At 71.4% G+C, this 22242-nt stretch carries 22 protein-coding genes and 1 riboswitch; of the genes, 5 read left to right on the forward strand and 17 right to left on the reverse strand.

Going from position 1 to position 22242, the window contains the following annotated elements:
• Position 1 precedes the first annotated feature (1 nt).
• The 6 genes from ACGF0D_RS01325 to ACGF0D_RS01350 all read right to left on the reverse strand — a co-directional run bounded on the left by ACGF0D_RS01325 (position 2) and on the right by ACGF0D_RS01350 (position 5606).
• On the reverse strand, positions 2–1012 hold the full coding sequence (locus tag ACGF0D_RS01325) for a methionine synthase (RefSeq protein ID WP_392913528.1): 1011 nt from the start codon (positions 1010–1012) through the stop codon (positions 2–4).
• A gap of 75 nt (positions 1013–1087) precedes the next feature.
• Positions 1088–1777, reverse strand: a complete 690-nt coding sequence (locus ACGF0D_RS01330; RefSeq protein WP_392913530.1) for an SDR family oxidoreductase — start codon at positions 1775–1777, stop codon at positions 1088–1090.
• Between the two features lie 13 nt (positions 1778–1790).
• The gene (locus ACGF0D_RS01335; RefSeq protein WP_392913531.1) at positions 1791–2315 is read right to left on the reverse strand and encodes a TIGR00730 family Rossman fold protein; all 525 of its coding nucleotides are present in this window, start codon (positions 2313–2315) and stop codon (positions 1791–1793) included.
• 63 nt (positions 2316–2378) lie between these two features.
• Positions 2379–3575: a cytochrome P450 gene (locus ACGF0D_RS01340; protein WP_392913534.1), complete on the reverse strand. Its 1197-nt coding sequence runs from the start codon at positions 3573–3575 to the stop codon at positions 2379–2381.
• A 202-nt stretch (positions 3576–3777) separates the two neighbouring features.
• Positions 3778–4335 (reverse strand): flavoprotein, encoded by a 558-nt coding sequence (locus ACGF0D_RS01345; protein ID WP_392913536.1) that lies wholly within the window; start codon positions 4333–4335, stop codon positions 3778–3780.
• Entirely contained in the window at positions 4332–5606 is a 1275-nt protein-coding gene (locus ACGF0D_RS01350; RefSeq protein WP_392913538.1) for a helix-turn-helix domain-containing protein, read from the reverse strand. Before ACGF0D_RS01350 ends, ACGF0D_RS01345 begins: the two co-directional genes overlap by 4 nt.
• A gap of 178 nt (positions 5607–5784) precedes the next feature.
• On the opposite strand from ACGF0D_RS01350, the gene ACGF0D_RS01355 reads away from it, so the two are divergent.
• The 3 genes from ACGF0D_RS01355 to ACGF0D_RS01365 all read left to right on the forward strand — a co-directional run bounded on the left by ACGF0D_RS01355 (position 5785) and on the right by ACGF0D_RS01365 (position 7691).
• Positions 5785–6216: an ATP-binding protein gene (locus tag ACGF0D_RS01355; RefSeq protein ID WP_392913540.1), complete on the forward strand. Its 432-nt coding sequence runs from the start codon at positions 5785–5787 to the stop codon at positions 6214–6216.
• A 186-nt stretch (positions 6217–6402) separates the two neighbouring features.
• The gene (locus tag ACGF0D_RS01360; protein ID WP_392913542.1) at positions 6403–6540 is read left to right on the forward strand and encodes a hypothetical protein; all 138 of its coding nucleotides are present in this window, start codon (positions 6403–6405) and stop codon (positions 6538–6540) included.
• Entirely contained in the window at positions 6537–7691 is a 1155-nt protein-coding gene (locus ACGF0D_RS01365; protein ID WP_392913544.1) for a methyltransferase domain-containing protein, read from the forward strand. Before ACGF0D_RS01360 ends, ACGF0D_RS01365 begins: the two co-directional genes overlap by 4 nt.
• Positions 7692–7741: 50 nt before the next feature.
• Here ACGF0D_RS01365 and ACGF0D_RS01370 read toward each other — a convergent pair whose 3' ends face one another.
• From ACGF0D_RS01370 to ACGF0D_RS01380, 3 genes are all read right to left on the reverse strand, one after another.
• Positions 7742–8008, reverse strand: coding sequence for a hypothetical protein (locus ACGF0D_RS01370; protein ID WP_392913546.1), 267 nt, complete (start codon positions 8006–8008; stop codon positions 7742–7744).
• A 65-nt stretch (positions 8009–8073) separates the two neighbouring features.
• Positions 8074–9210, reverse strand: a complete 1137-nt coding sequence (gene mnmA / locus ACGF0D_RS01375; RefSeq protein ID WP_392872879.1) for a tRNA 2-thiouridine(34) synthase MnmA — start codon at positions 9208–9210, stop codon at positions 8074–8076.
• 35 nt (positions 9211–9245) lie between these two features.
• On the reverse strand, positions 9246–10427 hold the full coding sequence (locus tag ACGF0D_RS01380) for a cysteine desulfurase family protein (protein ID WP_392913548.1): 1182 nt from the start codon (positions 10425–10427) through the stop codon (positions 9246–9248).
• Between the two features lie 193 nt (positions 10428–10620).
• On the opposite strand from ACGF0D_RS01380, the gene ACGF0D_RS01385 reads away from it, so the two are divergent.
• Positions 10621–11388 (forward strand): IclR family transcriptional regulator, encoded by a 768-nt coding sequence (locus ACGF0D_RS01385; RefSeq protein ID WP_392913550.1) that lies wholly within the window; start codon positions 10621–10623, stop codon positions 11386–11388.
• Here ACGF0D_RS01385 and ACGF0D_RS01390 read toward each other — a convergent pair.
• The 8 genes from ACGF0D_RS01390 to ACGF0D_RS01425 all read right to left on the reverse strand — a co-directional run bounded on the left by ACGF0D_RS01390 (position 11294) and on the right by ACGF0D_RS01425 (position 20507).
• On the reverse strand, positions 11294–11953 hold the full coding sequence (locus tag ACGF0D_RS01390) for a trimeric intracellular cation channel family protein (RefSeq protein WP_392872887.1): 660 nt from the start codon (positions 11951–11953) through the stop codon (positions 11294–11296). The two genes, ACGF0D_RS01385 and ACGF0D_RS01390, sit on opposite strands and share 95 nt — an antisense overlap.
• A gap of 142 nt (positions 11954–12095) precedes the next feature.
• Entirely contained in the window at positions 12096–13148 is a 1053-nt protein-coding gene (locus ACGF0D_RS01395; protein WP_392913552.1) for an ABC transporter ATP-binding protein, read from the reverse strand.
• Positions 13149–13182: 34 nt separating this feature from the next.
• Positions 13183–14253, reverse strand: a complete 1071-nt coding sequence (locus ACGF0D_RS01400; protein WP_392872893.1) for an ABC transporter ATP-binding protein — start codon at positions 14251–14253, stop codon at positions 13183–13185.
• Positions 14250–15260: an ABC transporter permease gene (locus ACGF0D_RS01405; protein ID WP_392872896.1), complete on the reverse strand. Its 1011-nt coding sequence runs from the start codon at positions 15258–15260 to the stop codon at positions 14250–14252. The genes ACGF0D_RS01400 and ACGF0D_RS01405 overlap by 4 nt, the downstream gene beginning before the upstream one ends.
• 98 nt (positions 15261–15358) lie before the next feature.
• Entirely contained in the window at positions 15359–17122 is a 1764-nt protein-coding gene (locus ACGF0D_RS01410; RefSeq protein ID WP_392872899.1) for an ABC transporter substrate-binding protein, read from the reverse strand.
• Between the two features lie 90 nt (positions 17123–17212).
• On the reverse strand, positions 17213–18202 hold the full coding sequence (locus ACGF0D_RS01415) for an ABC transporter permease (protein ID WP_392872902.1): 990 nt from the start codon (positions 18200–18202) through the stop codon (positions 17213–17215).
• A 445-nt stretch (positions 18203–18647) separates the two neighbouring features.
• Complete coding sequence (locus tag ACGF0D_RS01420) at positions 18648–19586, reverse strand: enhanced serine sensitivity protein SseB C-terminal domain-containing protein (RefSeq protein WP_392913554.1); 939 nt, start codon at positions 19584–19586, stop codon at positions 18648–18650.
• 117 nt (positions 19587–19703) lie between these two features.
• The gene (locus ACGF0D_RS01425; protein WP_392913556.1) at positions 19704–20507 is read right to left on the reverse strand and encodes an enhanced serine sensitivity protein SseB C-terminal domain-containing protein; all 804 of its coding nucleotides are present in this window, start codon (positions 20505–20507) and stop codon (positions 19704–19706) included.
• A 281-nt stretch (positions 20508–20788) separates the two neighbouring features.
• A riboswitch (glycine riboswitch) is annotated at positions 20789–20890 on the forward strand.
• Positions 20891–21119: 229 nt separating this feature from the next.
• Between ACGF0D_RS01425 and gcvT the strand changes: the two genes are divergently transcribed.
• Positions 21120–22241 carry a glycine cleavage system aminomethyltransferase GcvT gene (gcvT, locus tag ACGF0D_RS01430; protein ID WP_392872911.1) on the forward strand — a complete coding sequence of 374 codons (1122 nt, stop codon included), beginning with the start codon at positions 21120–21122 and terminating at the stop codon, positions 22239–22241.
• Position 22242: the final 1 nt, after the last annotated feature.

Here is a 22242-nt window from a genome sequence, read left to right on the forward strand (position 1 = left end):
CTCATTCCGGGTTGTCCACCAGGCTCTGCGCCGCCCGCACCGCGGACGACAGCGCCCTGCGCGCGTACGCCGGGGAGGCCCCGGCCAGCCCGCAGGTCGGCGTCACCAGTACGCGACGGCCCAGCAGCTCCGGGGCGAACCCGAGCCTGCGCCACAGGGTCCTGACCCCCTGGACACTACCGGCAGGGTCGGACACTGCCTGGTCAGTGGCGGGGACGACACCAGCGAGGATCATCGTGCCGCCCTCCACGGCCTCGCCGAGGTCGTCGTCCTGGCGCTCGGTGAGGAGGGAGAAGTCGAGGGAGATCCCGGCGACCCCGGCCCGGCGCAGCAGCGGGACCGGGACGTCCGGCGCGCAGCTGTGCACCACCACGGGCGCGTCCACACCGCGGACGGTCTCCCGCAGTACCTCCTCGGCGACCTGCCGGTCGACGGCGCGCAGCCGCTGGAAGCCGCTGGCGGTCTTCACCGACCCGGCCAGCACGGCGGGCAGCGAGGGCTCGTCCAGCTGCAGCACGACCTCGGCGCCGGGCACCCGCTTGCGGACGTCCGCGAGGTGGCGGCGCAGGCCCTCGGTGAGCGAGCCGGCGATGTCGCGGCAGGCGCCGGGGTCGGCGAGCGCCTTCTCGCCGTACTTGAGCTCGATGCTCGCGGCGAGCGTCCAGGGGCCGACGGCCTGGACCTTGAGCGCGCCCTGGTAGCCCTGGGTGAACTCCTCCAGCGCGTCCAGGTCCTCGCCGAGCCAGGAGTGGGCGCGCCGGGTGTCCCGACCGGGGCGGTCGGTGAACCGCCAGCCGCTCGGCTCGGTCTGCGCGAACAGCTCGACCAGCAGGCCGGCGCCGCGTCCGATCATGTCGGCGCCCGGCCCGCGCGCGGGCAGCTCGGGCAGGAACGGCAGGTGCTCCAGTGCCCCGGTGGAGGTCTTGGCGGCCTCCCGGGCGTCGGTGCCGGGCAGCGAGCCGACTCCGGTGGAGGCGCCGCGCAGGTCGGGGAAGGGGTGTGGGGTGCTCACCCGCCCGAGCCTACTCAGCCGGACGGCCCCGGTGCCGGGCGCGGGGCCCGGCACCGGGGCCGTCCGGATCCGCTCCTACCGCCCGGGACGGACGGTGATGTCGGTGATCTCCGCGTCCCGCGAGGCGTCCAGGGCCGCGAGGATCGCCTTGGCGACGGACTCGGGCTCGATCCAGCGGTCGGCGTCGTACTCCTTGCCCTCCTGCTGGTGCACCTTGACCTGCATCGCGGTGGCGGTGCGGCCGGGGTAGACGGAGGTGACCCGGACCCCGTTGGCGTGCTCCTCCTGGCGCAGAGAGTCGGCGAGCGCCTTGAGGCCGTGCTTGCTGGCCGCGTACGCCGACCACTCGGCGTGGGCGTTCAGGCCGGCGCCGGAGTTGACGAACAGCACGTGGCCCTTGGCGAGCCGCAGGGACGGCAGCAGCAGCCGGGTGAGCTCGGCGGGGGCGATCAGGTTGACGTTGAGCGTCTGCTGCCAGGCCTTCGGGGTCAGGTCGCCGACCGTACCGAGCTCGACCATGCCGGCGACGTGCAGCAGCGAGTCCAGCCGGACGGGCAGTTGCTGGTGCCCGAGGGCCCAGGACAGCTTGCCCGGGTCCCCGAGGTCACCGGACAGGGTCTTCGCCCCGGGGAAGCGCTCGCGCAACTCGGCGCCCCGACGGGCGTCGCGGGCCAGCAGCCAGAGCTCGTCCCCGCGCTCGGCGAGCTTCTCGGTCAGGACGGCGCCGATGCCGGAGCCAGCGCCGGTGATCAGGTGTGCAGCCATGGTCCCGATCCTCTCAGGCCTTGAGCTGCGCGAACACCTCGGCGGGCGTGTCCGCGAAGGTGAGCAGCTCGGCGAGCGGGCGGGGCAGGAAGCCCTCGGCGTCCATCCGCTCCATCTGGGTGCGCAGGCCCGCGTAGAAGCCCTCGGTGTCCAGGACGACCACCGGCTTCTCGAAGCGGCCGTGCTTCTTGAGCTCCAGCACCTCGGTGACCTCGTCCATGGTGCCCAGCCCGCCGACCAGCACGACGATCGCGTCCGCCCGCGCGGCCAGCTCCGCCTTGCGCTCGGCGAGGTCGGCGGTCCACACCAGCTCGTCGGCGCCGACGTACGCCTTGTGCCGCAGCATCTCGACCATCACCCCGACGGTCCGGCCGCCCGCCGCCTTCACCTCGTCGGCGAGGAGCCCCATCAGGCCGGCGTTCGAGCCACCCCAGACGAGGGTGTGCCCGCCCTCCCCGAGGAGCCGGGCGAACTCCGCGGCCGGGGCGGAGTAGCGGTCGTCGAGGGAGTACGCGGAGCAGAAGACACAGATGTTCATAATGTCGTCTGGTCTATCACGCGGAGCTTGCGCGTCTCACTGGGATTACGTCTGCGGACTCCGTCACCAGGTGACAGGCAGCTCCAGCAGCCCGCCGGTCAACTGGCTGTCCCGCCAGCGCAGGCCCTCCTCAGGTACGGCCAGCCGCAGCCCCGGGAACCGGCGGAACAGCAGCTCGAACACCACCTGCAGCTCCAGCCGGGCCAGAGCGGCCCCGACGCAGAGGTGGGGGCCCGCGCCGAAGGCGGTGTGCGGCCCCTGCTCGCGGTGGATGTCGAACCGGTCCGGCTCCGGGTAGGCGGTCGGGTCCAGGCAGGCCGGGCCGTTGGCGAACAGGACCAGGTCACCGGCCTTGATCAGGCCGCCCCGGGTCTCGACGTCGACGGCGGCCCAGCGCCAGACGAGGCCCAGGTCCTGCTGGCTGACCCTGAGCAGTTCGTCGACGGTCGCCGCGAGGAGGTCGGGGCCGCTCAGCATCTCCCGGCGCTGCTCGGGATGGGCAAGCAGGTGGAGGACGCCGGTGCCGATCCGGGTCACGGTCGTCACGTGGCCGGCGAAGAGCAGCGCCACCGACCAGAGGACGGCGAGGTTCTCGTCGATCAGCCCGGCCTGCTGGGCGCGCACGAGTTCCGTGAGCGCGTCCTCCGCCGGTTCGAGGCGCTTGCGGGCCATCAACGGCCGCATGTAGTCGTTCAGCTTGCCCAGGGCGTCGATGACCCGGTCCGGCTCGGCCAGGTAGACGACGTCCGCGGTCCAGACCTGGAATTCGTCACGGTCGGCCGCCGGTACGCCGAGCAGTTCGCAGACCACGTCGACGGGCAGCGGCTCGGCGAGCAGGGAGTGGAGGTCCGCCGGCGGGCCCGCGGCCTCCAGCTGGTCGAGCCGCAGGGAGACGAGCTCCTCGATCCGTGGGCGCAGTTGACGGACCCGGCGCACGGACAGGGAGTTGGCGGTCGCGCGCCGCAGGATCCGGAACTCGTCCTCAAGACGGTCGCCGTCGGTACCCTGGGGCCCGTAAAACTGCCCCGCGTCGGAGAGCACGGGCGCCGAAACGGGATCAGGATGCGCCCGCTCGAACCGCTCGTCCGACAGCATGCGGATCACATCGTCATGCCGGGTCACCAGCCAGCCCAAGTGCCCGGCGGGGGTGCGCACTTGCAGGATCTCACCGGACTCCTGGAGCTGACGGAACTCCGGCGCCACCACCATCGGCTCCGGCCGGTCGAAGGGAATGCGCCGCAGCATGACCACCAGCTCCACTCACCCGGGAACCTCCTCGCCAGAGTACCGACCCCCACCCCACCCGTCAGCCCCAACCAGGCGCTCCCCACCACCGAGTGCGCCCACCCACTACGCTCCCCCGCGCCCCCGGCGGCCTGCTCGGCGAGCAGGCCGCCGGGTCACAGCAGGTGCCGGCCGTCGTGGGTGCGGATGGCCGGTGCCACACCGGACCTGAGTCCCGTCACTCCCCGGTGGAATTGACCTTCTCCCGCAGTGCCGGACGGAGCAGGTCGAGGACGTGAGTCCAGTTGTACTTGTCGCGGCCACCGCCGGACTTGGGCTTGTGCGGTACGTAGTCGCCGATCAGCACGCCCATCGAGCGAAGCCGTGCCAGGCTCTCCGGGTAGGCCGGGTGGGCAGCCTGAGCGGAGTTGACGTAGGGCTGGACGGCTACGGGGATATCGAGCCCGTACGCCTCGCAGAGTATGCCGAGCGCGAGCGTGTCGGAGATGCCGGCAGCCCACTTGTTGATGGTGTTGAACGTGGCCGGCGCGACCGCGATGGCGTCGGCCGGAGGCAGTGGCTGCGGGATCTTCGGTGTGCGCCAGGCGGATCGGAGCGGATAGCCGGTCTGCGCCTCGATGGCTTCCTGGTCTATGAAGCTCAGAGCGTTGGGAGTGGCGATCACACCGACCTTCCAGCCTTCGGCGTGGGCGGCGGTGATCAGTTCGCGCACTCCGTCGGCGATTCCCGAGGCGCAGACAACGATGTAGAGGAACGGCTCGCGGTGCTCACTCAAACCTGGACTCCCAACTCCTGGCAGAAACGGCGCAGCTCCGGGACGGTACCGCGCCGGTCGCGTGCCGCCATGTCAGCAGCCAGCTCCAGCACACTGGGACGTCGGCGAATGTCCTCCGACGCACAGCTCTCCGCGATCCGCAGTGCCCGGTACCCCTCAGCCAGTTTGCCTTGTTGGCTGTAAGCGCGTGCCGCGTCCACCCAGAGTGCGGCCCGCCGCTCTGGAACGGGGATACGGCGGCGCATCAGAGGCTGGGCGGCCTCAAGCGCCATTCCGGCATCGCCTAGAACCACGGCGGAGCTGACTGCATGCAGCGCGACGTTGGTTGAGCTGAAGTTCGCCCAGGAGTCCGGGCTGTCGAGATCGACATAACGCGCGACATCCCGGGCTTCGACGAGGAACTCCGCCGCCGTCGCACGGTCGCCGCCCGCACTAGCTGCGGTTACTCCACGGAGGAGCATGAGTCCGAACGCGGCGAGGTACTGGGGCGATCGCCGGTCATAGCTCCCGACAAGCTGGTCGGCAGTATGACGAATAAGGTTGATGGCTGGCACCGTGTGCCGATCACGAGCAAGAACATGCGCCTGAACGCGGACACTGGAGGCCATCACCACCGGATCAGAACTCCGCTCGGCCTCCGCCATGGCCCGACCGACGGCAAGCCAGGCGTTCCCCTGATCACCAAGCTTGAGCAGCAGGCTCACCGCAGTCTGGTACGCCGTCGCGAGCATGCATGAGAGAGCCTGGTCGTCACCGCGGCTCTCCTGCTGAGCTCGCCGGAGGTCGGCGATCAACCGAGGTAGGCCTGCTTCGAGTTCGGCGTACCGGCAGGAGTAGAACTGCCCCCGGGCTCGGGACAACCGAGCCGCAAGCACGGTCGGCGGCTGTGGCGGATCTTCGGAGCGGACCGGTCCGGGAAGAAGCTCCTGAACCAGCTCAATGCCCGCACGCGGGTAGCCTGCTGGAGCTGCGAGCGTGGCGACGCTCGCAGCCAGGAAATCGCGACGGTGCATATCGTCCGTCCGGTTCTCCGCGCTGATCGAAGATGCGAGACCAAAGCTCGCCAGGGGGATGCCGAGCACAGCTGCGACAGTCCGCAGAACCTCCATGTCCTGGGTTCCTTTGCCGCTCTCCAGCCGGCTGATCTTCGACTGGTGGTAGCCCAGCTCAGAGGCCACATCCGCCTGAGACCTGCCGCTGAGCACTCTCGCCCGGCGAATCACCTCGCCGGGCGAGAGTGCGGCGGAATGTCCATTGACCGAGCGCGACATGACTTCTCCCGCTGGAGCTGATCACACCTGATGCACCGAGCGTAGCCGCATGCAAACGGTCCGTGATGCGCGATCTGCATAACTCATGCACAGCGGGCTTGGGACCGGGACCCGCAGCATCGCAGTGCAGTTGCCTATTCGTCAGCGGCCACGATCCCAGCACCAAGGAGAAGCGCTGATGACTCTCATCTCGAACATCATGAGAGGCGACGCCGCCCGCCCGCCCTTGGAACCGGCGACCATCTGCCTGCCGTACCAGGCCGAATCGGTGGGAGCCGCCCGCCGCTTCGTCTCCGGCAAGCTGCGGGAATGGGGGCTGGACGACCTCGTGGACGACGCCTCGGTGGTCGTCAGCGAACTCACCACCAACGCGCTCAAGACCGGCTGCCAGACGCGCATGGTCGTAGCGGTGCGCCGGCCTACCGACCGCACCCTCCGCATCCTCGTCGGGGACGGCTCGCGGGTGATTCCGGTGCTGGTCAAAGCCGAGCCCGGGGCCACCTCCGGGAGAGGGCTGGCAATGGTCCACCGACTCACCGACGGCCGGTGGGGCGTCACGCCCCTCCCCTTCGGCAAGGTCGTTCACGCCGACCTCTCCACCCCCCACTGACCCCCCGCCCGCGCCGCCGGCCCGGCGGCGCGGGCGGGACCACCAACCCACCCCTCCCTCACGCGAAGGAGCACCGCCATGCCCAGGCGCGAACCGAAGCCTCCCCCGCCGCCCAACCCGCCGCACCCGCCCACGCCCAGGCCGCCGGACCGGTAGCCACCACCCACCAACCACCCAGGAGCACCCATGACGTGGGGAACCGACAAGCCCAGCGACGGCAAGCACGGCGGCAAGAAGGACCCGGGCACGAGCAAGCCCTCCCCCGACAGCGCCCGCCCGGCGCCCGAACCGAAGCACAGCAAGAAGGACGAGAACAACAAGTGACGCATCGACCGGAGCAGGCCGCGAACAGCGCCCTGCTCCGGGCCGTCGAGGCATCCCTCGACGGCCCGGTCCCCCGCGAGTGGCAGGCGGCCATCACCGCCGTCCCCCGCCACCACTTCCTCCCCCACCGCCTCTGGCTGCAGAACGCCGATAGCGACTACGAGCCCTGCGACCTCTCCACCGACCACGACCGCTGGTTCGAGGCGGCCTACGCCGACGTCCCGATCGTCACCCAGGTCAACGACGGCACCGCACTCCCCGACCCCGCCGACGCCTGGCCGTCCTCCTCCGCTTCCGCCCCCTCCATCGTCGTCCGCATGCTCCGCGACCTCGACGTCCGCCCCGGCATGAACGTCCTGGAGATCGGCACCGGCACCGGCTGGAACGCCGCTCTCCTGGCCCACCGCCTCGGCGACGGCCACGTCGCCTCCGTCGAGGTCGACTCCGACATCGCCCGCACGGCCTGGGCGTCCCTCAACGCATCGGGCCTCAACGTCGAGGTGATCTGCGGGGACGGCGCCGACGGCTGGCCCCTCCGCCAGCCGTACGACCGGATCGTCTCCACCTGCTCCGTGCGCCGCGTCCCGTGGTCCTGGATCGAGCAGACGCGCCCCGGCGGCATCATCCTCACCCCCTGGGACAACCCCATGCTCTGCTGGGGCCTGCTCAAGCTCACCGTCGAACCCGGCCGGGCCCTCGGCCGGTTCAGCCCGCACTCCGCCTTCATGCTCATGCGCGGCCAGCGGCAGGACCTGCGGATCTTCCGCGACATCGTCCGTGACGACCACGTTCCGGAGGAATCCCAGACCTCCCTGTCCCCGCACGACATCACTGGCGACAACTGGGAGGCCAGGTTCGCCCTCGGCCTGCATCTCGGCGACGCCTGGACCGCCTGGGACGCCGACGACAAGCGGCTCTGGGTCGCGACCACCGACACCCGCTCCTGGGCCGCCGTCGACACCGACGGCGACCACCCCACCGTCTGGCAGTACGGCCCGCGCCGCCTCTGGGACGAGGTCGAGGCCGCCCACCGCTGGTGGGAGGAGCACGGCTGCCCCGGTCCCGAGCGCTTCGGGCTGACGGTCACCGCGGAAGCGCAGTGGGCCTGGCTCGACCGGCCCGCCCAGGTGCTCCCGCTCAGGAGGTCATGAAAAAGGCGAACGGGCCGACGAGCGGCCCGTTCGCTGGTTGACGTGGAACGTCAGCTACTGCTGAGCATCAGCACCCTCCGGTCGCGCTCGACGATGGCCGGCGCAGCGGTCTTCCACCCGTCCCCCGGCTCCGGGCACGGCGGCACCGGGCTGCAGGAGACGGCCGGGGGCGAGGTGACCGGCGGGCCGGACGGCGGTGTGCCGGTGGCCGTCGCGGTGTTGCTGATGGTGCCGTTGACGATGTCCTGGTCGGTCAGCGTGTAGGTCGCGGTGCAGGTCAGCTGGGTGCCGGGGTCGAGGTCGGCGGGCGACGGCATGTACCAGCACTAAATGTGATCACGCGTGTCACGGGGTGACCGCTTGGTCACCCCATGACGCGGGATCAGGCGGTGACGGCCGGGCGCTCCGTCGTGGCGATGGTGGCCGAGCCGACGACGCGGGTGCCGTCGTACAGCACCACGGCCTGGCCGGGGGCGATGCCCCGCACCGGGGTGTCCAGCCGGACCCGCAGCTCGCCGTCGACCACCGAGGCGCTCACCGGCACCTCCTCGCCGTGGGCCCGCAGCTGGGCGGTGTAGCGGCCGTCGGCCAGCGCTTCGGTGCCGCACCAGCGGGGGCGGATGGCGGTCAGCCCGGTGACGTCGAGGCCCTCGACCGGGCCGACCGTCACGGTGTTGTTCACCGGGGAGATGTCCAGGACGTACCGCGGCTTGCCGTCGGCCGCCGGGCGGCCGATCCGCAGGCCCTTGCGCTGGCCGATGGTGAAGCCGTACGCGCCGTCGTGCTCGCCGAGCTTGGTGCCGTCGACGTCGAGGATGTCGCCGGTCGCGGTGCCGAGGTGCTTGGCCAGGAAGCCCTGGGTGTCGCCGTCGGCGATGAAGCAGATGTCGTGGCTGTCGGGCTTCTTCGCGACGGCCAGGCCGCGGCGCTCGGCCTCCTCGCGGATGGCTTCCTTGGTGGTGTCGCCGAGCGGGAACAGCGAGTGGGCGAGCTGGTCGGCGTCGAGGACGCCGAGCACGTAGGACTGGTCCTTGGCGGCGTCGACGGCGCGGTGCAGCTCGCGCGAGCCGTCGGGCAGGTCGACGATCCGGGCGTAGTGGCCGGTGCAGACGGCGTCAAAGCCCAGCGCGATCGCCTTGTCCAGCAGCGCCGCGAACTTGATCTTCTCGTTGCAGCGCAGGCACGGGTTGGGGGTGCGCCCGGCCGCGTACTCGGCGACGAAGTCGTCGATCACGTCCTCGCGGAAGCGCTCGGCGAGGTCCCAGACGTAGAAGGGGATGCCGATCACGTCGGCCGCCCGCCAGGCGTCCCGGGAGTCCTCGATGGTGCAGCAGCCGCGGGCGCCGGTCCGGAAGGACTGCGGGTTGGCGGAGAGCGCCAGGTGGACGCCGGTCACCTCGTGCCCGGCTTCGACGGCGCGGGCGGCGGCGACGGCGGAGTCGACTCCGCCGGACATCGCCGCGAGCACGCGCAGGCGGCCGGTGGACGGAGTGGTCGGGGCACCAGGGAAGTCAGTCATGGTGACTACAAGCGTACGGGGCTCCCGTACATGCCCTACCGCCGGACCGAGGCCAGCCCCGCGTTGCGCGCCCGCTGCACCGCGGGCCCGATGGCCTGCGCCAGCGCCGTGACATCCTCCCGCACCGAGGTGTGCCCGAGCGAGAACCGCAGCGAGGCGCGCGCCAGCAGCGGGTCGACGCCCATGGCGAGCAGCACGTGGCTGGGCTGCGGCACCCCGGCCGAGCAGGCCGAGCCGGTGGAGCACTCGATGCCCTGGGCGTCCAGCAGCATCAGCAGCGCGTCGCCCTCGCAGCCGGGGAAGGAGAAGTGCGCGTTGGCGGGCAGCCGCCCCTCGGCCGTCGGGTCGCCGTTGAGGATCGCGTCCGGGACGGCGGCCAGCACCGAGGCCACCAGCTCGTCGCGCAGCGCGCCCAGCGTGACGGCGTGCTCGGCCCGCCGCTCCACGGCGAGTGTCGCGGCGGCCGCGAAGCCGGCCGCGCCGGGGGCGTCCAGGGTGCCGGAGCGCACGTCGCGCTCCTGCCCGCCGCCGTGCAGCAGCGGTACGGGCGAGGCGCCCCGGGAGAGCAGCAGCGCGCCGATGCCGAACGGGCCGCCGATCTTGTGCCCGGTGACGGTGAGCGCGGTGAGGCCGGACTCGGCGAAGGAGACCGGGACCTGACCGAGCGCCTGCACCGCGTCGGCGTGCACCGGGATGCCGTACTCGGCCGCCACGGCGGTCAGTTCGCGCACCGGCTGGACGGTGCCGACCTCGTTGTTGGCCCACATCACGGTGACCAGCGCCACGGCGGCCGGATCGCGTTCGATCGCCTCGCGCAGCGCCTCGGGGTGCACCCGCCCGTACTCGTCCACCGGCAGGTACTCGACGTCGGCGCCCTCGTGCTCGGAGAGCCAGTGCACCGCGTCCAGCACCGCGTGGTGCTCGACCGGGCTGCACAGCACCCGGGTTCGGGCCGGGTCGGCGTCCCGGCGGGCCCAGTACAGGCCCTTGACCGCCAGGTTGTCGGACTCGGTGCCGCCGCCGGTGAAGACGATCTCGCTGGGGCGGGCGCCCAGCGAATCGGCGAGCGATTCCCGGGACTCCTCGACCACCCGGCGGGCCCGGCGGCCGGCCGCGTGCAGGGCCGAGGCGTTGCCGACCACCCCCAGGTGCGCCGTCATCGCGGCGATCGCCTCGGGCAGCATCGGCGTGGTCGCCGCATGGTCCAGGTATGGCATAACCATCCGATTGTAGAGCGCCCCGTCGCGCGGCCATCCAGCCCTACGGACCGATCAGGCCACCGGCCGCGCACGCCCCGGGCCGGGGCCGGCGCACCGCTGCCGGACGGCCGCGTCCGGCACTGGTTTGCACCACTGCGCCACCCAGCGGTTAGCCTGACGCCACCAGTCAGCCGGATCCACGGGAAACGCCATGTCGCAGTCGGTCGACCGCGCGCTGACCCTGCTCGACGCACTCGGCGAAGCGCCGCTCTCGCTGGAGCAGGCCGCCAGCAGCCTCGGGGTGCACAAGTCCACCGCCCTGCGGCTGCTGCGCACCCTGGAGGAGCACGGCTTCGCCCGCCGCCAGCCGGACCTGCGCTACCGGATCGGCGGCCGGGTGCTCTCGCTGGCCCACCGCGCGCTGGAGGACTTCGACGTCCGGCAGGTCGCCGCACCGTACCTGGCCGCGCTCAACGCCCGCTGCGGCTACACCGTCCGGCTGGCCGTGCTGCACGACGGCGAGGTGCTCTACCTGGACGAGGTGGCCGGGCCGCCGGGTGCCGAGCCGTCCCGGATCGGGCGCCGGGCCCCGGTCGACGGGACGGCGGTCGGCCGGGTGCTGCTCGCCGGGCTGGCCGCGGACGGCGAGCGCGAGGAGCCCGAGCTGGCGGCGGTGCGCCGCCGGGGCTGGGCTGCCGAGTCCTACGAGCACCGGGAGCCGGTGACCTGCGTGGCCGCGCCGGTCGCGGGCAGCGGCGGGCGGACGGTGGCGGCCTGCGCGCTGAGCGCCCCGGCGAGCGAGGTGCCGTCGGCCGAACTGGCCCGGATGGTGCCGGAACTGCTCTGCACCGCCGAGGCGATCTCGCTCGCGTACGGCGGCTCGCCTACTCCTCGCTGGTGCGAGAACCGTTGCGGTGCCAGGCCCGCGGGGCACGCCAGCCGTACTTCAGCGCGAGCATCCGCAGCCCGAAGGCGGTGAGCGCGGCCGCGGTGCCGGTCACGCCGGTGAGCCGGTTCGTGCCGATCAGCAGCGCGACCACGGTGGCGCCGACCAGGGCCGGGACGGCGTAGATCTCGCGGTCCCAGCGCAGCAGCGAGGGGATCTCCCCGGCCAGCACGTCGCGGATCACGCCGCCGCCGGCCGCGGTCACCATGCCGAGCGCGATCGCCGCGACCGCGCCGAGGCCGAAGTCGTGCGCCTTGGCGGTGCCGGTCACGCAGAACAGCCCGAGCCCGAGGGCGTCCAGGGTCTGCACGGCCCGGTTGATCCGCTCGACCTCCGGGTGCAGGAAGAACACCACCAGCCCGGCGGCGAGCGGGGTCAGGAAGTAGCCGAGGTTGGTGAACGCGGCGACCGGGGTGGCCCCGATGACCAGGTCGCGCATCACCCCGCCGCCCAGGGCGGTGGCCTCGGCCAGCACACAGATCCCGAAGATGTCCATGTTCTTGCGGACGGCGAGCAGGCCCCCGGAGAGGGCGAAGACGAAGATGCCGACGAGGTCCAGCGACTGCTGCACCTCGGACGGGAAGAGCTGGGATGTCACCGTCCATGTGTACCCGATGTCCCGGAGTACTCCGGTAAACGCTCATGATCCGGATACGACCGTCTCGACGAATACGAACGTCTCGACGAAGAGGCCGCCCGCCCCGCGAGCCCGGGCGGGCGGCCTCTTCTCGTCGAGGGCCTCAGGCCGTGGCGTCCGCCGGGGCGTTCTCGGGGAAGTGGCACGCCACCTGGTGCCCGGTCCCGAGCGTCACCAGCGGCGGCTCCTGGCTCGCGCACACGTCCTGCGCCTTCCAGCACCGGGTGCGGAAGCGGCAGCCGCTGGGCGGGTTGATCGGCGAGGGGACGTCGCCCTTGAGCAGGATGCGCTCGCGGCCCGCGCGCTGGCGCCGGCGCGGGTCGGGGACGGGCACGGCGGACATCAGCGCGGTGGTGTACGGGTGCTTCGGGCTGCGGTAGAGCGAGTCCCGGTCGGCGATCTCCACGATCTTGCCGAGGTACATCACCGCGACCCGGTCCGAGACGTGCCGGACCACCGAGAGGTCGTGCGCGATGATCAGGTAGGTCAGCCCGAGCTCCGTCTGGAGGTCGTCCAGCAGGTTGACCACCTGCGCCTGGATCGAGACGTCCAGCGCGGAGACCGGCTCGTCCGCGACGATCATCTTCGGCTTCAGCGCGAGCGCCCGGGCGATGCCGATGCGCTGGCGCTGGCCGCCGGAGAACTCGTGCGGGTAGCGGTTGTAGTGCTCGGGGCTGAGCCCGCACAGCTCCAGCAGCTCCTGGACGGCCTTCTTGAGGCCGCCCTCCGGCACCGCGTCCTGGAGCTTGAACGGCGCGCCGACGATGGTGCCGACGGTGTGCCGGGGGTTCAGCGAGGAGTACGGGTCCTGGAAGATCATCTGGATGTCGCGGCGCAGCGGCCGCATCGCCCCGACGCCCAGGTGGGTGATGTCGGTGCCCTCGAACTCGATGGTCCCGCCGGTCGGTTCGTCGAGCCGGGTGACGAGTCGGCCCATGGTCGACTTGCCGCAGCCGGACTCGCCCACGACGCCCAGGGTCTCGCCGGCGTTGACCGTGAAGTCGATGCCGTCGACGGCCCGCACCGCGCCGGTCTGGCGCCGCATCAGACCGCTGCGGATCGGGAAGTGCCGGGTCAGACCGGCCACCTTCAGCAGCGGCTCGCGGCCGGGGGCGGGGGCCGGCGACGGGATCGACGCCGCCTGAGTGTCCGTCATCGGTTCTCTCCAGAAAGGTGGTACGAGGCCGGGCTCACAGCAGGGGCGCGATCTCTTCGGCGAAGATGCGGTGCCGCTCGCCGGCCGCCAGGTGGCAGGCCGCGAAGTGCCCGGGCGCGGCCTCGGCCAGCACCGGGGTCTCGCTCGTGGAGCGCCCGTCGGTCAGGGCGGCGTACGGGCAGCGCGGGTGGAACGCGCAGCCGGACGGCACGTTGATCAGGCTGGGCGGGGTGCCCTTGACCGGCACCAGCCGCTCCTGGAGCTCCCGGTCCAGTCGCGGCATCGAACCCAGCAGGCCCCAGGTGTAGGGGTGTTCGGGCGCGTCGAAGAGGGTCTCGGCCGGGCCGCGCTCGATGCACTTGCCGCCGTACATGACCAGGACGTCGTCGGCCAGTTCGGCGACCACCCCGAGGTCGTGGGTGATGATGATGACGGCGGAGCCGAACTCCTCCTGGAGGTCGCGGATGAGGTCCAGGATCTGCGCCTGGACGGTGACGTCCAGGGCGGTGGTGGGCTCGTCGGCGATCAGCAGCGAGGGGTCGTTGACCAGCGCCATGGCGATCATCGCGCGCTGGCGCATGCCGCCGGAGAACTGGTGCGGGTAGTCGTCCACCCGGCGGTCGGGCTGCGGGATGCCGACTCGGTCGAGCATCTCGACGGCGCGGGCCCTGGCCTGCTTCTTGGAGGCCTGGGGGTGGTGCACCCGGTAGGCCTCGACGATCTGCTGCCCCACCGTGTAGTAGGGGTGCATCGCGGTCAGCGGGTCCTGGAAGATCATTGCCAGTTCACGGCCGCGCAGTTGGCGCACCCGGTCCGGGCCGGCCGCGATCAGGTCCTCGCCGTTCAGCCGGATCTCGCCGCTGATCCGGGCCCGCTTGGAGCGGTGCAGGCCCATGATGCCCAGCGAGGTGACGGACTTGCCGGAGCCGGACTCGCCGACGATGCCGAGGGTGCGCCCCTTGTGCAGGTCGAAGCTGACCCCGTCCACCGAGCGGACCAGGCCGTCGTCGGTGTCGAAGTGGATCCGCAGGTCGCGCACGGAGAGGAAGGGGTCGCCGGACGGGCTCTGCGCGGCGTCCGCCGGGGTCTTCTGGAGGTCGGTCACGAGAGCCTCACCCGGGGGTCGACGAGGGCGTACAGGAGGTCGACCACGAGGTTGCAGACGACGATGAAGAAGGCGGCGAGCAGGGTGACGCCGAGGATCTTGGGCAGGTCGTTGTCGGTGATCGCCTGGACGGCGAACTGGCCGACGCCCTGGAGCGAGAAGACCTGCTCGGTGATCAGCGCACCGCCGAGCAGCAGCCCGAGGTCCATGCCGAAGATCGTGACGATCGGGGTGAGCGCGGCGCGCAGCCCGTGCCGGGCGACGACCTTGCCCTCGGCCAGGCCCTTGGCCCGGGCGGTGCGGATGTAGTCCTCGCTCATCGTCTCCAGCATTCCGGCGCGGGTGAGCCGGGCGTAGAGCGCGGAGTAGAGGAAGGCCAGCGAGATCCACGGCAGGATCAGGTTGCGGGCCCACATCAGCGGGTTGTCCGTGAAGTCCACGTACTGCAGGTTGTCCAGGATCGGCCACTCGTAGCTGAACAGCGTGAGCAGCAGCGCGCCGGTGAAGAAGACCGGCAGCGAGACGCCGGCGAGCGCGATGCCCATGGAGAGCCGGTCGAAGATCGACTTCGGCTTCAGGGCGGAGACGACGCCGGTGGCGACGCCGGAGACCAGCCAGAGCACGGCCGCGCCGGCGGCGAGCGAGATGGTCGTCGGGATCCGCTTGGACAGCTCGGGCCAGACTTCGAGGTGGTTCTTGAAGGAGTAGCCGAAGCAGGGCACGTGGCAGGTGGCCGGTTCCGGCCCGAAGTTGTACTCGGCGCCGGCGACCAGGCCCTTGAGGAACTTCCAGTACTGGGCGTACAGCGGCTGGTCGAGGCCGAGGTTCTGCTTGACCGCCGCGATCGTCTCGGGGGACGGGCTCTTCCCGATGAACTGGGCGGCCAGTTGGTCGGCCGTCTCACCGGCGATGCGCGGGAGCAGGAAGAAGATCGCGAAGGTGACGGCGCTGACGACCAGTAGCAGCACCAGGGCCGCGAGGATCCTGCGGATGATGTAGGCAAACACAGTTGGGCGGCTCCGGCGGCCCGCCGCCGTCCGGGGTCTTCCGGACGGCGGCGGGCGCCGCTGCCTTCACCTGCCTTCAGGGATGCGGAGCCAGGCTCTTACTTGGTGGTGCCGATGTTCAGGTAGTCGTACTGACCCGAGAACGCCGACGTGGAGGCCAGGTTGGTGGCGTTGGACGGGCGGTACAGGAAGACCTTGAAGTAGGTCAGCGGGACGTAGACCGCCGAGTCCATGACCTTCTTGTCGATGTCCGCGTACATCTTCTCGCGGGCCGCCTTGTCCGGGTTGACGGCGACGTCGTCGATCAGCTTGTTGACCGCCGGGTCGTTCAGCTGGCCCAGGTTGTTGTTGCCGGTGTCCTTGACCGCGCGGCCGTCGACGATCTGCTGGAGGAAGCCGTAGCCGGTCGGCCAGTCGGCGCCCCACTGCATCATCATCAGGCCGATGTTGTGGTCCGCCGCGAACTTCGGCGAACCGGCGTTGTCGGTCAGGTACTTGGACGACGGGTACTGCTGGATCTCGGCGCTGATGCCGATCTTCTTCAGCGCCGCCTGGATCGAGGTCGCGCCGGCGATCTCGGTGGCGCGCTCGGTGCGGGCGGAGATGACGGTGTTGAAGCCGCCCTCCTTGCCGCAGGCCTTCAGGGCGTCCTTGGCCTTGGCCTCGTCGCCCTTGTTGTCCTTGGTCTCGAAGGTGTTGAAGTCCTGGTGGCCCGGGATGTCCGGCGGGAGCACCGTGTTGGCGACCTGGCCGCGGATCGGGCCGCCCAGGGCGGTCTGCACCGAGACCTTGTCAACCGCGTACTGGACCGCCTTGCGGCACTCGACGTTGTCGAACGGCGCGAGCTTGGAGTTGATCGCCAGGTAGACCAGGCGGCCGCCGTAGGCGTTGTCCGTGTTGGCCTTGAGCTTCGGGTCCTGGAGGATCTGCGCCTGGGTCTGCGGGTCGACGCCGGTGCCGCCGAGGTCGACCTGGGCGTTGCCGGCCAGCAGGTCCTTGTCGATGGTGGCCTGGTCGATGTTGAACCGGAGCACGATCTTGTCGCCGAGCTGCTTGCGGATCGGGTCGGTGCTCTTGTCCCAGTTGGGGTTCGGCACCAGGACGGCCTGCTTGCCGTCCTCGTAGGACTCGAACTTGTAGGAGCCCGAGGACACGATGTGCTTGACGTAGTCGGCGCCGGTGTCCTTCGGCTGCGGGACCGGAGCGGTCTGCGGGGTGGCGACCAGGTAGTCGAAGTCCGCGAACGGGTGCTGGAGGTGGAAGACGACGGTGAGGTCGTCGGGCGTCTCGATCGAGTTGAGGCCGCCCTCCTTGTCCTTGAACGGACCCTGGTACGGCGTCGGGTTGTCCACCAGCAGGTTGCGGAAGTACGTCGGGCCGTTGGTGAGCACGTCCGTGAAGTTGGAGCGCTCGACGGCGTACTTGACGTCCTTCGAGGTGATCGGGGTGCCGTCGTCGTACTTCAGGCCCGCGCGCAGCTTGTACGTCCAGGTCAGGCCGTCCGCGCTCTGCTTGCCCTCCGACTCGGCCAGGTCCGGGACGAGCTTGTTGCCCTCCTCGCCCGGCGCCGGGTTGAAGGTGGTCAGCGAACGGGCGTACAGACGCGAGAAGTTGTAGATGTACGCGTAGTACGTGTTGCCCGGGTCGAGCGAGTCCGGGGTGCCCTTCATCTCGAAGGTCACCGTCCCGCCCTTCTTGTCCGAGGCGTTGACGATGCTCTTGGTGGCCGCGTTGGCGCCGCCCCCGGCGGAGCCGGAGGCCGAGGAGGAGCCGCCGCTCTTCGACGAGCTGGTGCAACCGGTCACGACCAGGACCGCGGCGGCAGCCGCCGCGGTCAGGGCGACGGTACGGGACCTACGCATGGGTGAGATCAACCCCTTGGGGATGTGGAGGCGGTGGAGGGTCTTGACACGGGGTCAGTCGATCGTTCAGGGCTGCTCGATGACGCTCGGTCAGTTGTTCTTGGGATCGAGGGCGTCGCGCAGGCCGTCGCCGAGCAGGTTGAAGGCGAGCACGGTGACGAAGATCGCCAGGCCGGGGACCACCATGTACTGGGGGTCCACCTGGTAGTACCGGATCGCGTCCTGGAGCATCCCGCCCCAGGAGGCCTGCGGGGGCTGGATGCCGACGCCGAGGAAGCTCAGCCCGGCCTCGAAGAGGATGTTGGTCGGGATCAGCAGGGTCGAGTAGACCAGGATCGGACCGACCAGGTTGGGCAGCAGTTCCTTGAACAGGATGAACGGGCCGCGGGCACCCAGGCTGCGGGCCGCGTGGACGAACTCGCGCTCGCGCAACGAGAGCGTCTGGCCGCGCACGATCCGGCCCATGTAGGGCCAGTTGAAGAAGCCGATCACGAAGATCAGCACCAGGATGTGCAGCGGCAGGCCGTGCAGGCCGAACGCGCCGCCCTGGAGCGAGGTCGAGATCGCGATGGCGAACAGCAGCAGCGGGAACGCCAGGAAGACGTCCATCACCCGGCTGATCACGGTGTCGACCCAACCGCCGTAGTAGCCGGCCATGATGCCGAGCACGGTGCCGATGGTGTTGGACAGGACGGTCGCGCCGAAGGCGACCAGCAGGGAGACCCAGGAGCCCTCGATGACGCGGGTGAGCAGGTCACGGCCCTGCAGCGGGTCGATGCCGAGCGGGTGGTCCATGCTCATGCCGCCCCAGTCACCGAACGGCAGACCACCGAGGTCGGCGTCCAGGAGGTCCTGGTGGAGGGCGTCCGGGTCGAGCCCGAACAACGACTCGATCGGCTTCGCCAGCAGGGCGAGCAGGATCAGCACGATCACCACGACGCCGCCGGCGACGGCGGCCTTGTCCCGCTTGAAGCGGGTCCAGGCGATCTGGCCGAGGGAGCGGCCCTCGATCTTCTTGGCCGGGCTCTCGGCGGCTGGTGCCTCCGGTTCGTTCCCGGCGGTGGTCACGGATGCGGTCATGGTCAGTTGGTCCCCTCGCCGACGGTGGCCGGCCCACGGGTGCCGGTCGCCGGCTTCGGCGGTGCGGCTGCGGACGTGCGGAAGTGCTGTGGAGGAGCGGTCTTGACGGCAGTGAGTGGTGCACGGGCACTGCCACCACGCGGGATGGGCGTCGCGTGGGCGGGGCTGTCGGCGTGCGCGCTCACCTTTGTGGGGTTCCAGCACGCGCGGTGCGTTGCGCAGAACTCTCTGCCATCCGAACTGACTTGCGCCAGCCCTGCCAACCGACAGATGCCCAACTGTGATCTGCGCACATGCACCTCCCCGATCTTCCGCATATACCTCTTCACATAGCTGTTACTGCCATGTCAAGATGACCGGAGCACACATCCGGAAATTCGTCCGGAAAGCATCGAAGCCGACTTGATGGACAATCAAGTCGGCTTCGCGGAATGGGTTTTGGGGATCAGTTCCCGGGGTAACCGGGCCACGGCCGCTGCGGCGGCTGTTGCTGTTGTTGCTGCTGCCAGCCCTGGGCCGGCGGCTGGGTGCCGTACGCGTAGCCCGGCATCGACTGCCCGGGGTACGGCGGCGGGGGCACCGGCGGGTACGGGCCGGTCGGCGGGCGCCCCGCCTCCCGGTCGAAGAACGGCCGCGCGTTGGCGCGCATCCACAGCGCCACCGGGTCGTACTCGTCCGACATCGCCACCGTGGACACCGCGAGCCCCTCCGGGGCCACCGCGATCGCGCGCTGCATCAGCGCCCGCACCGCCTCCACGGCCGGCGGCGAACTCTCGTACAGGTCAAGGCCGATGGCCAGGTACGGCTCCCCCACCGCGGGCTGCACCCAGGCCCGGCGCAGCGCCCGCACCGGGCGCACCTCGACGGCCTGCCGCTCCAGCAGCGCGAAGAACGGCTGGGCGTTCAGCTGCGGCTCGCTCAGCTTCAACGGCCCCGCCGGCAGCCGGTCCAGGCCCGCGGCGATCCGCCGGAGGTCCGCCCAGGGCACCCCGACGCCGCCGCCGGGCGCGTGCGGGTTGAGCCACAGGCCCCAGCGGGTGCGGTACAGCGAGGCCGCGATCTCCCGGCCCGAGACCACCTCGTGGGCCCGCGCCCAGCCGGAGGCGGTCAGCTGCTCGGACGAGGTGACGGCCGGCGCGTAGCCGTGGCCGCTGATCTCCATGTTCCCGTACTGGGCGTCCGGGCTGCCCGGCGTGCCGTGCCACAGCAGCATCCAGACCTGACCGTCCGCCAGCGCGTGCAGCAGCCGCTCGTACGCGTCGTAGCGCTCCGGCGCGACGTCGCGCAGGGCGCGCTCCAACGCGCCGGGATCAGCTCCCGGGCGCCCGGCCGGTGCCTGGCCCCAGGGCCCCGGCACACCGCCCGCTCCCGTTCCCGCACTCATGCGCCCACCTCGCCGCGCCTCTTTCCCTCAACCCGCCGACCCGTCGGCCGTCTGCACGCACCCTATGGCGCGGCACCGGCCACCGCCACGGCGACGTGCCTTTGATACGGACCCCGCTCAGACCCGCGCGTAGAACGGCTGTACCCGGGTGAGCAGCCACTCGACCACCGGGTCGTCGGCGAGGTCGAGCAGTACGAGGTGGACGCCGCCGGGCAGCGGCGCGGTTCCCAGGGCTCGCCCGAGTGCCTCGTTCACCGCGGCCGGATCGGCCGGTGCCGCCGCGTCCAGCTGGACGCCCACGAACATCACGGTCGGCTCGCCCTCGATGCTGGCCAGCGCCCTGCGGGCGGTCAGCACCCCGGGCAGCGCGGACAGTTCGCTCCGGCAGGCGGCCAGGAAGTGCTCCGGGTCCTCGCCCGGCACCGGCTCGCGCAGCGCCACCCGCCCGCCGGTCGGCTCCGACGCGTCGCCGGCGCCCTCCCAGCGGTCCGCGCGCGGACCGCGGCGCAGCTCGGCGACCCCCTGCGGCGGCACCGGTATGCCCACCGCCGCCTCCGGGTTCACCGCGATGCCCAGGCCCAGCGGCAGCCCGCGGGCGAACTCCCACACCGGCGCGATCGCGAAGGCCATCCCCGGCGCCTGCTGGAGGAACACCTCCTGCGAGGAGAACACCGGCACGTACGGGTCGCCGCCCAGCTCGATGGTCGGCAGGTCCAGCGACTGCCCCTGCGGGTCGGCCCCGGCCGGCAGCGGCACCCACACCTGGCTGCGCGCCAGCACCTCGATCACCCGCGGCGTCGCGCCCGGGTCCCCCAGGGCCGCGGTCAGCACCTGCTCCAGCTCGTTGGCCGGCCAGGAGCCACCCGCCGGCGCCTCCTCCGGTCCGCCCCACCCCTGCTGCTGCTCCACCGGGTACCCCATGCGCCGCCGATTCCGCCCTCTGCTGGTCGGCCGCCCACTGCTGCGCCGACGCGCAGCAGTCTAGGGCCCCGGGGCCTTCCTCTTTAGGGCTCGTGTTCGGGTGCTGTCCGGGGCCCGGCCTCGGGCGTACCCCGGCCTCGTGTTCGGGTGCCGTCCGGGGCCCGTGTCCGGATACCGCGCGGTGTGACCGGGTCCCCCCTCCCCTCGTCGCCCGGGACGTGCCATGATGTGCCCGTCCGACGGCATGCGCCGCGGGCCCCTACAACTCCACACCGGCCGCTCGAACCCGCGCGGGAGAGCCCGGAGTGCCGCTCAGGCACAGCCGGCGCCGAAGGAGCAAGTCCTCCCCGGAATCTCTCAGGCACCCCTACCGCACGGGTTAGGCACATCTGGAAAGCGGCGCACGGCCATGTCGTGTGCCCACCCACGGTGCAAGCCGTCATGCTGTCCCCCAAGCTGGAAACGGCTGCGGGCGGCGGGCGGTGAAGCTCTCAGGTTCGACGACAGATGGGGAGACCCACGCCGCCGCATGCCCGCGCGCAGGGTCGGCCCCCGAGCGGGTCCGATCCGGTGCGTGCACCCCTGAGTGCCCCGACCGAGGAGTTCCTGGCCATGTCGTCCCTCCGCCTGACCGCGCTCGACGCGCTGCACCGCGCCCTCGGCGCGACCATGACCGACTTCGCCGGCTGGGACATGCCGCTGCGCTACGGCAGCGAGCGCGAGGAGCACCTCGCCGTCCGCACCAAGGCCGGCCTGTTCGACCTCTCGCACATGGGCGAGATCACCGTCACCGGCCCGCAGGCCGGCGAGATGCTGGACCACGCGCTGGTCGGCTTCGTCTCCGCGCTCGGCGTGCTGCGCGCCCGCTACACCATGATCTGCGCCGAGGACGGCGGCATCCTGGACGACCTGATCGTCTACCGCCTGCGCGAGGACGCCTTCCTGGTCGTCGCCAACGCCTCGAACGCCCAGCTGGTCCTCGACGAGCTGATCGCCCGCGCCAAGGGCTTCGACGCCGTCGTCACCGACGACCGCGACACCTACGCGCTGATCGCCGTCCAGGGCCCGGAGGCCACCGGCATCCTGGCGAAGACCACCGACGCCGACCTGCCCGGCCTGAAGTACTACGCGATCCTCCCGGCCCAGGTGGCCGGCCGCGACGTGCTGCTCGCCCGCACCGGCTACACCGGCGAGGACGGCTTCGAGATCTTCTGCCACCCGGTCGACGCCGAGCCCGTCTGGCAGGCGCTTACCGCCGCCGGCGAGGGCCACGGCCTGATCCCGTGCGGCCTGTCCTGCCGCGACACGCTGCGCCTGGAGGCCGGCATGCCGCTGTACGGGCACGAGCTGTCCACCGACCTGACCCCGTTCGACGCCGGCCTGGGCCGGGTCGTCCGCTTCGACAAGACCACCAACGAGGGCGCCTTCGTCGGCCGCAAGGCGCTGGAGCAGGCCGCCGCCGCGGCCGAGACCAACCCGCCGAAGAAGCTGGTCGGCCTGGTCTCCGAGGGCAAGCGGGTGCCGCGCGCCGAGTACACCGTGGTCTCCACCGAGGGCGAGCCGATCGGCCGGATCACCTCCGGCGCGCCGTCCCCGACGCTCGGCCAGCCGATCGCGATGGCCTACGTCGACGCCGCCCACGCGGAGCCCGGCACCACCGTCGCGGTGGACGTCCGCGGCAAGCACGAGCCCGTCCAGGTCGTGGCGCTGCCGTTCTACAAGCGCGCCCGCTGAG

The organism is Kitasatospora sp. NPDC048298, assembly GCF_043201465.1.
Taxonomy (GTDB): domain Bacteria; phylum Actinomycetota; class Actinomycetes; order Streptomycetales; family Streptomycetaceae; genus Kitasatospora.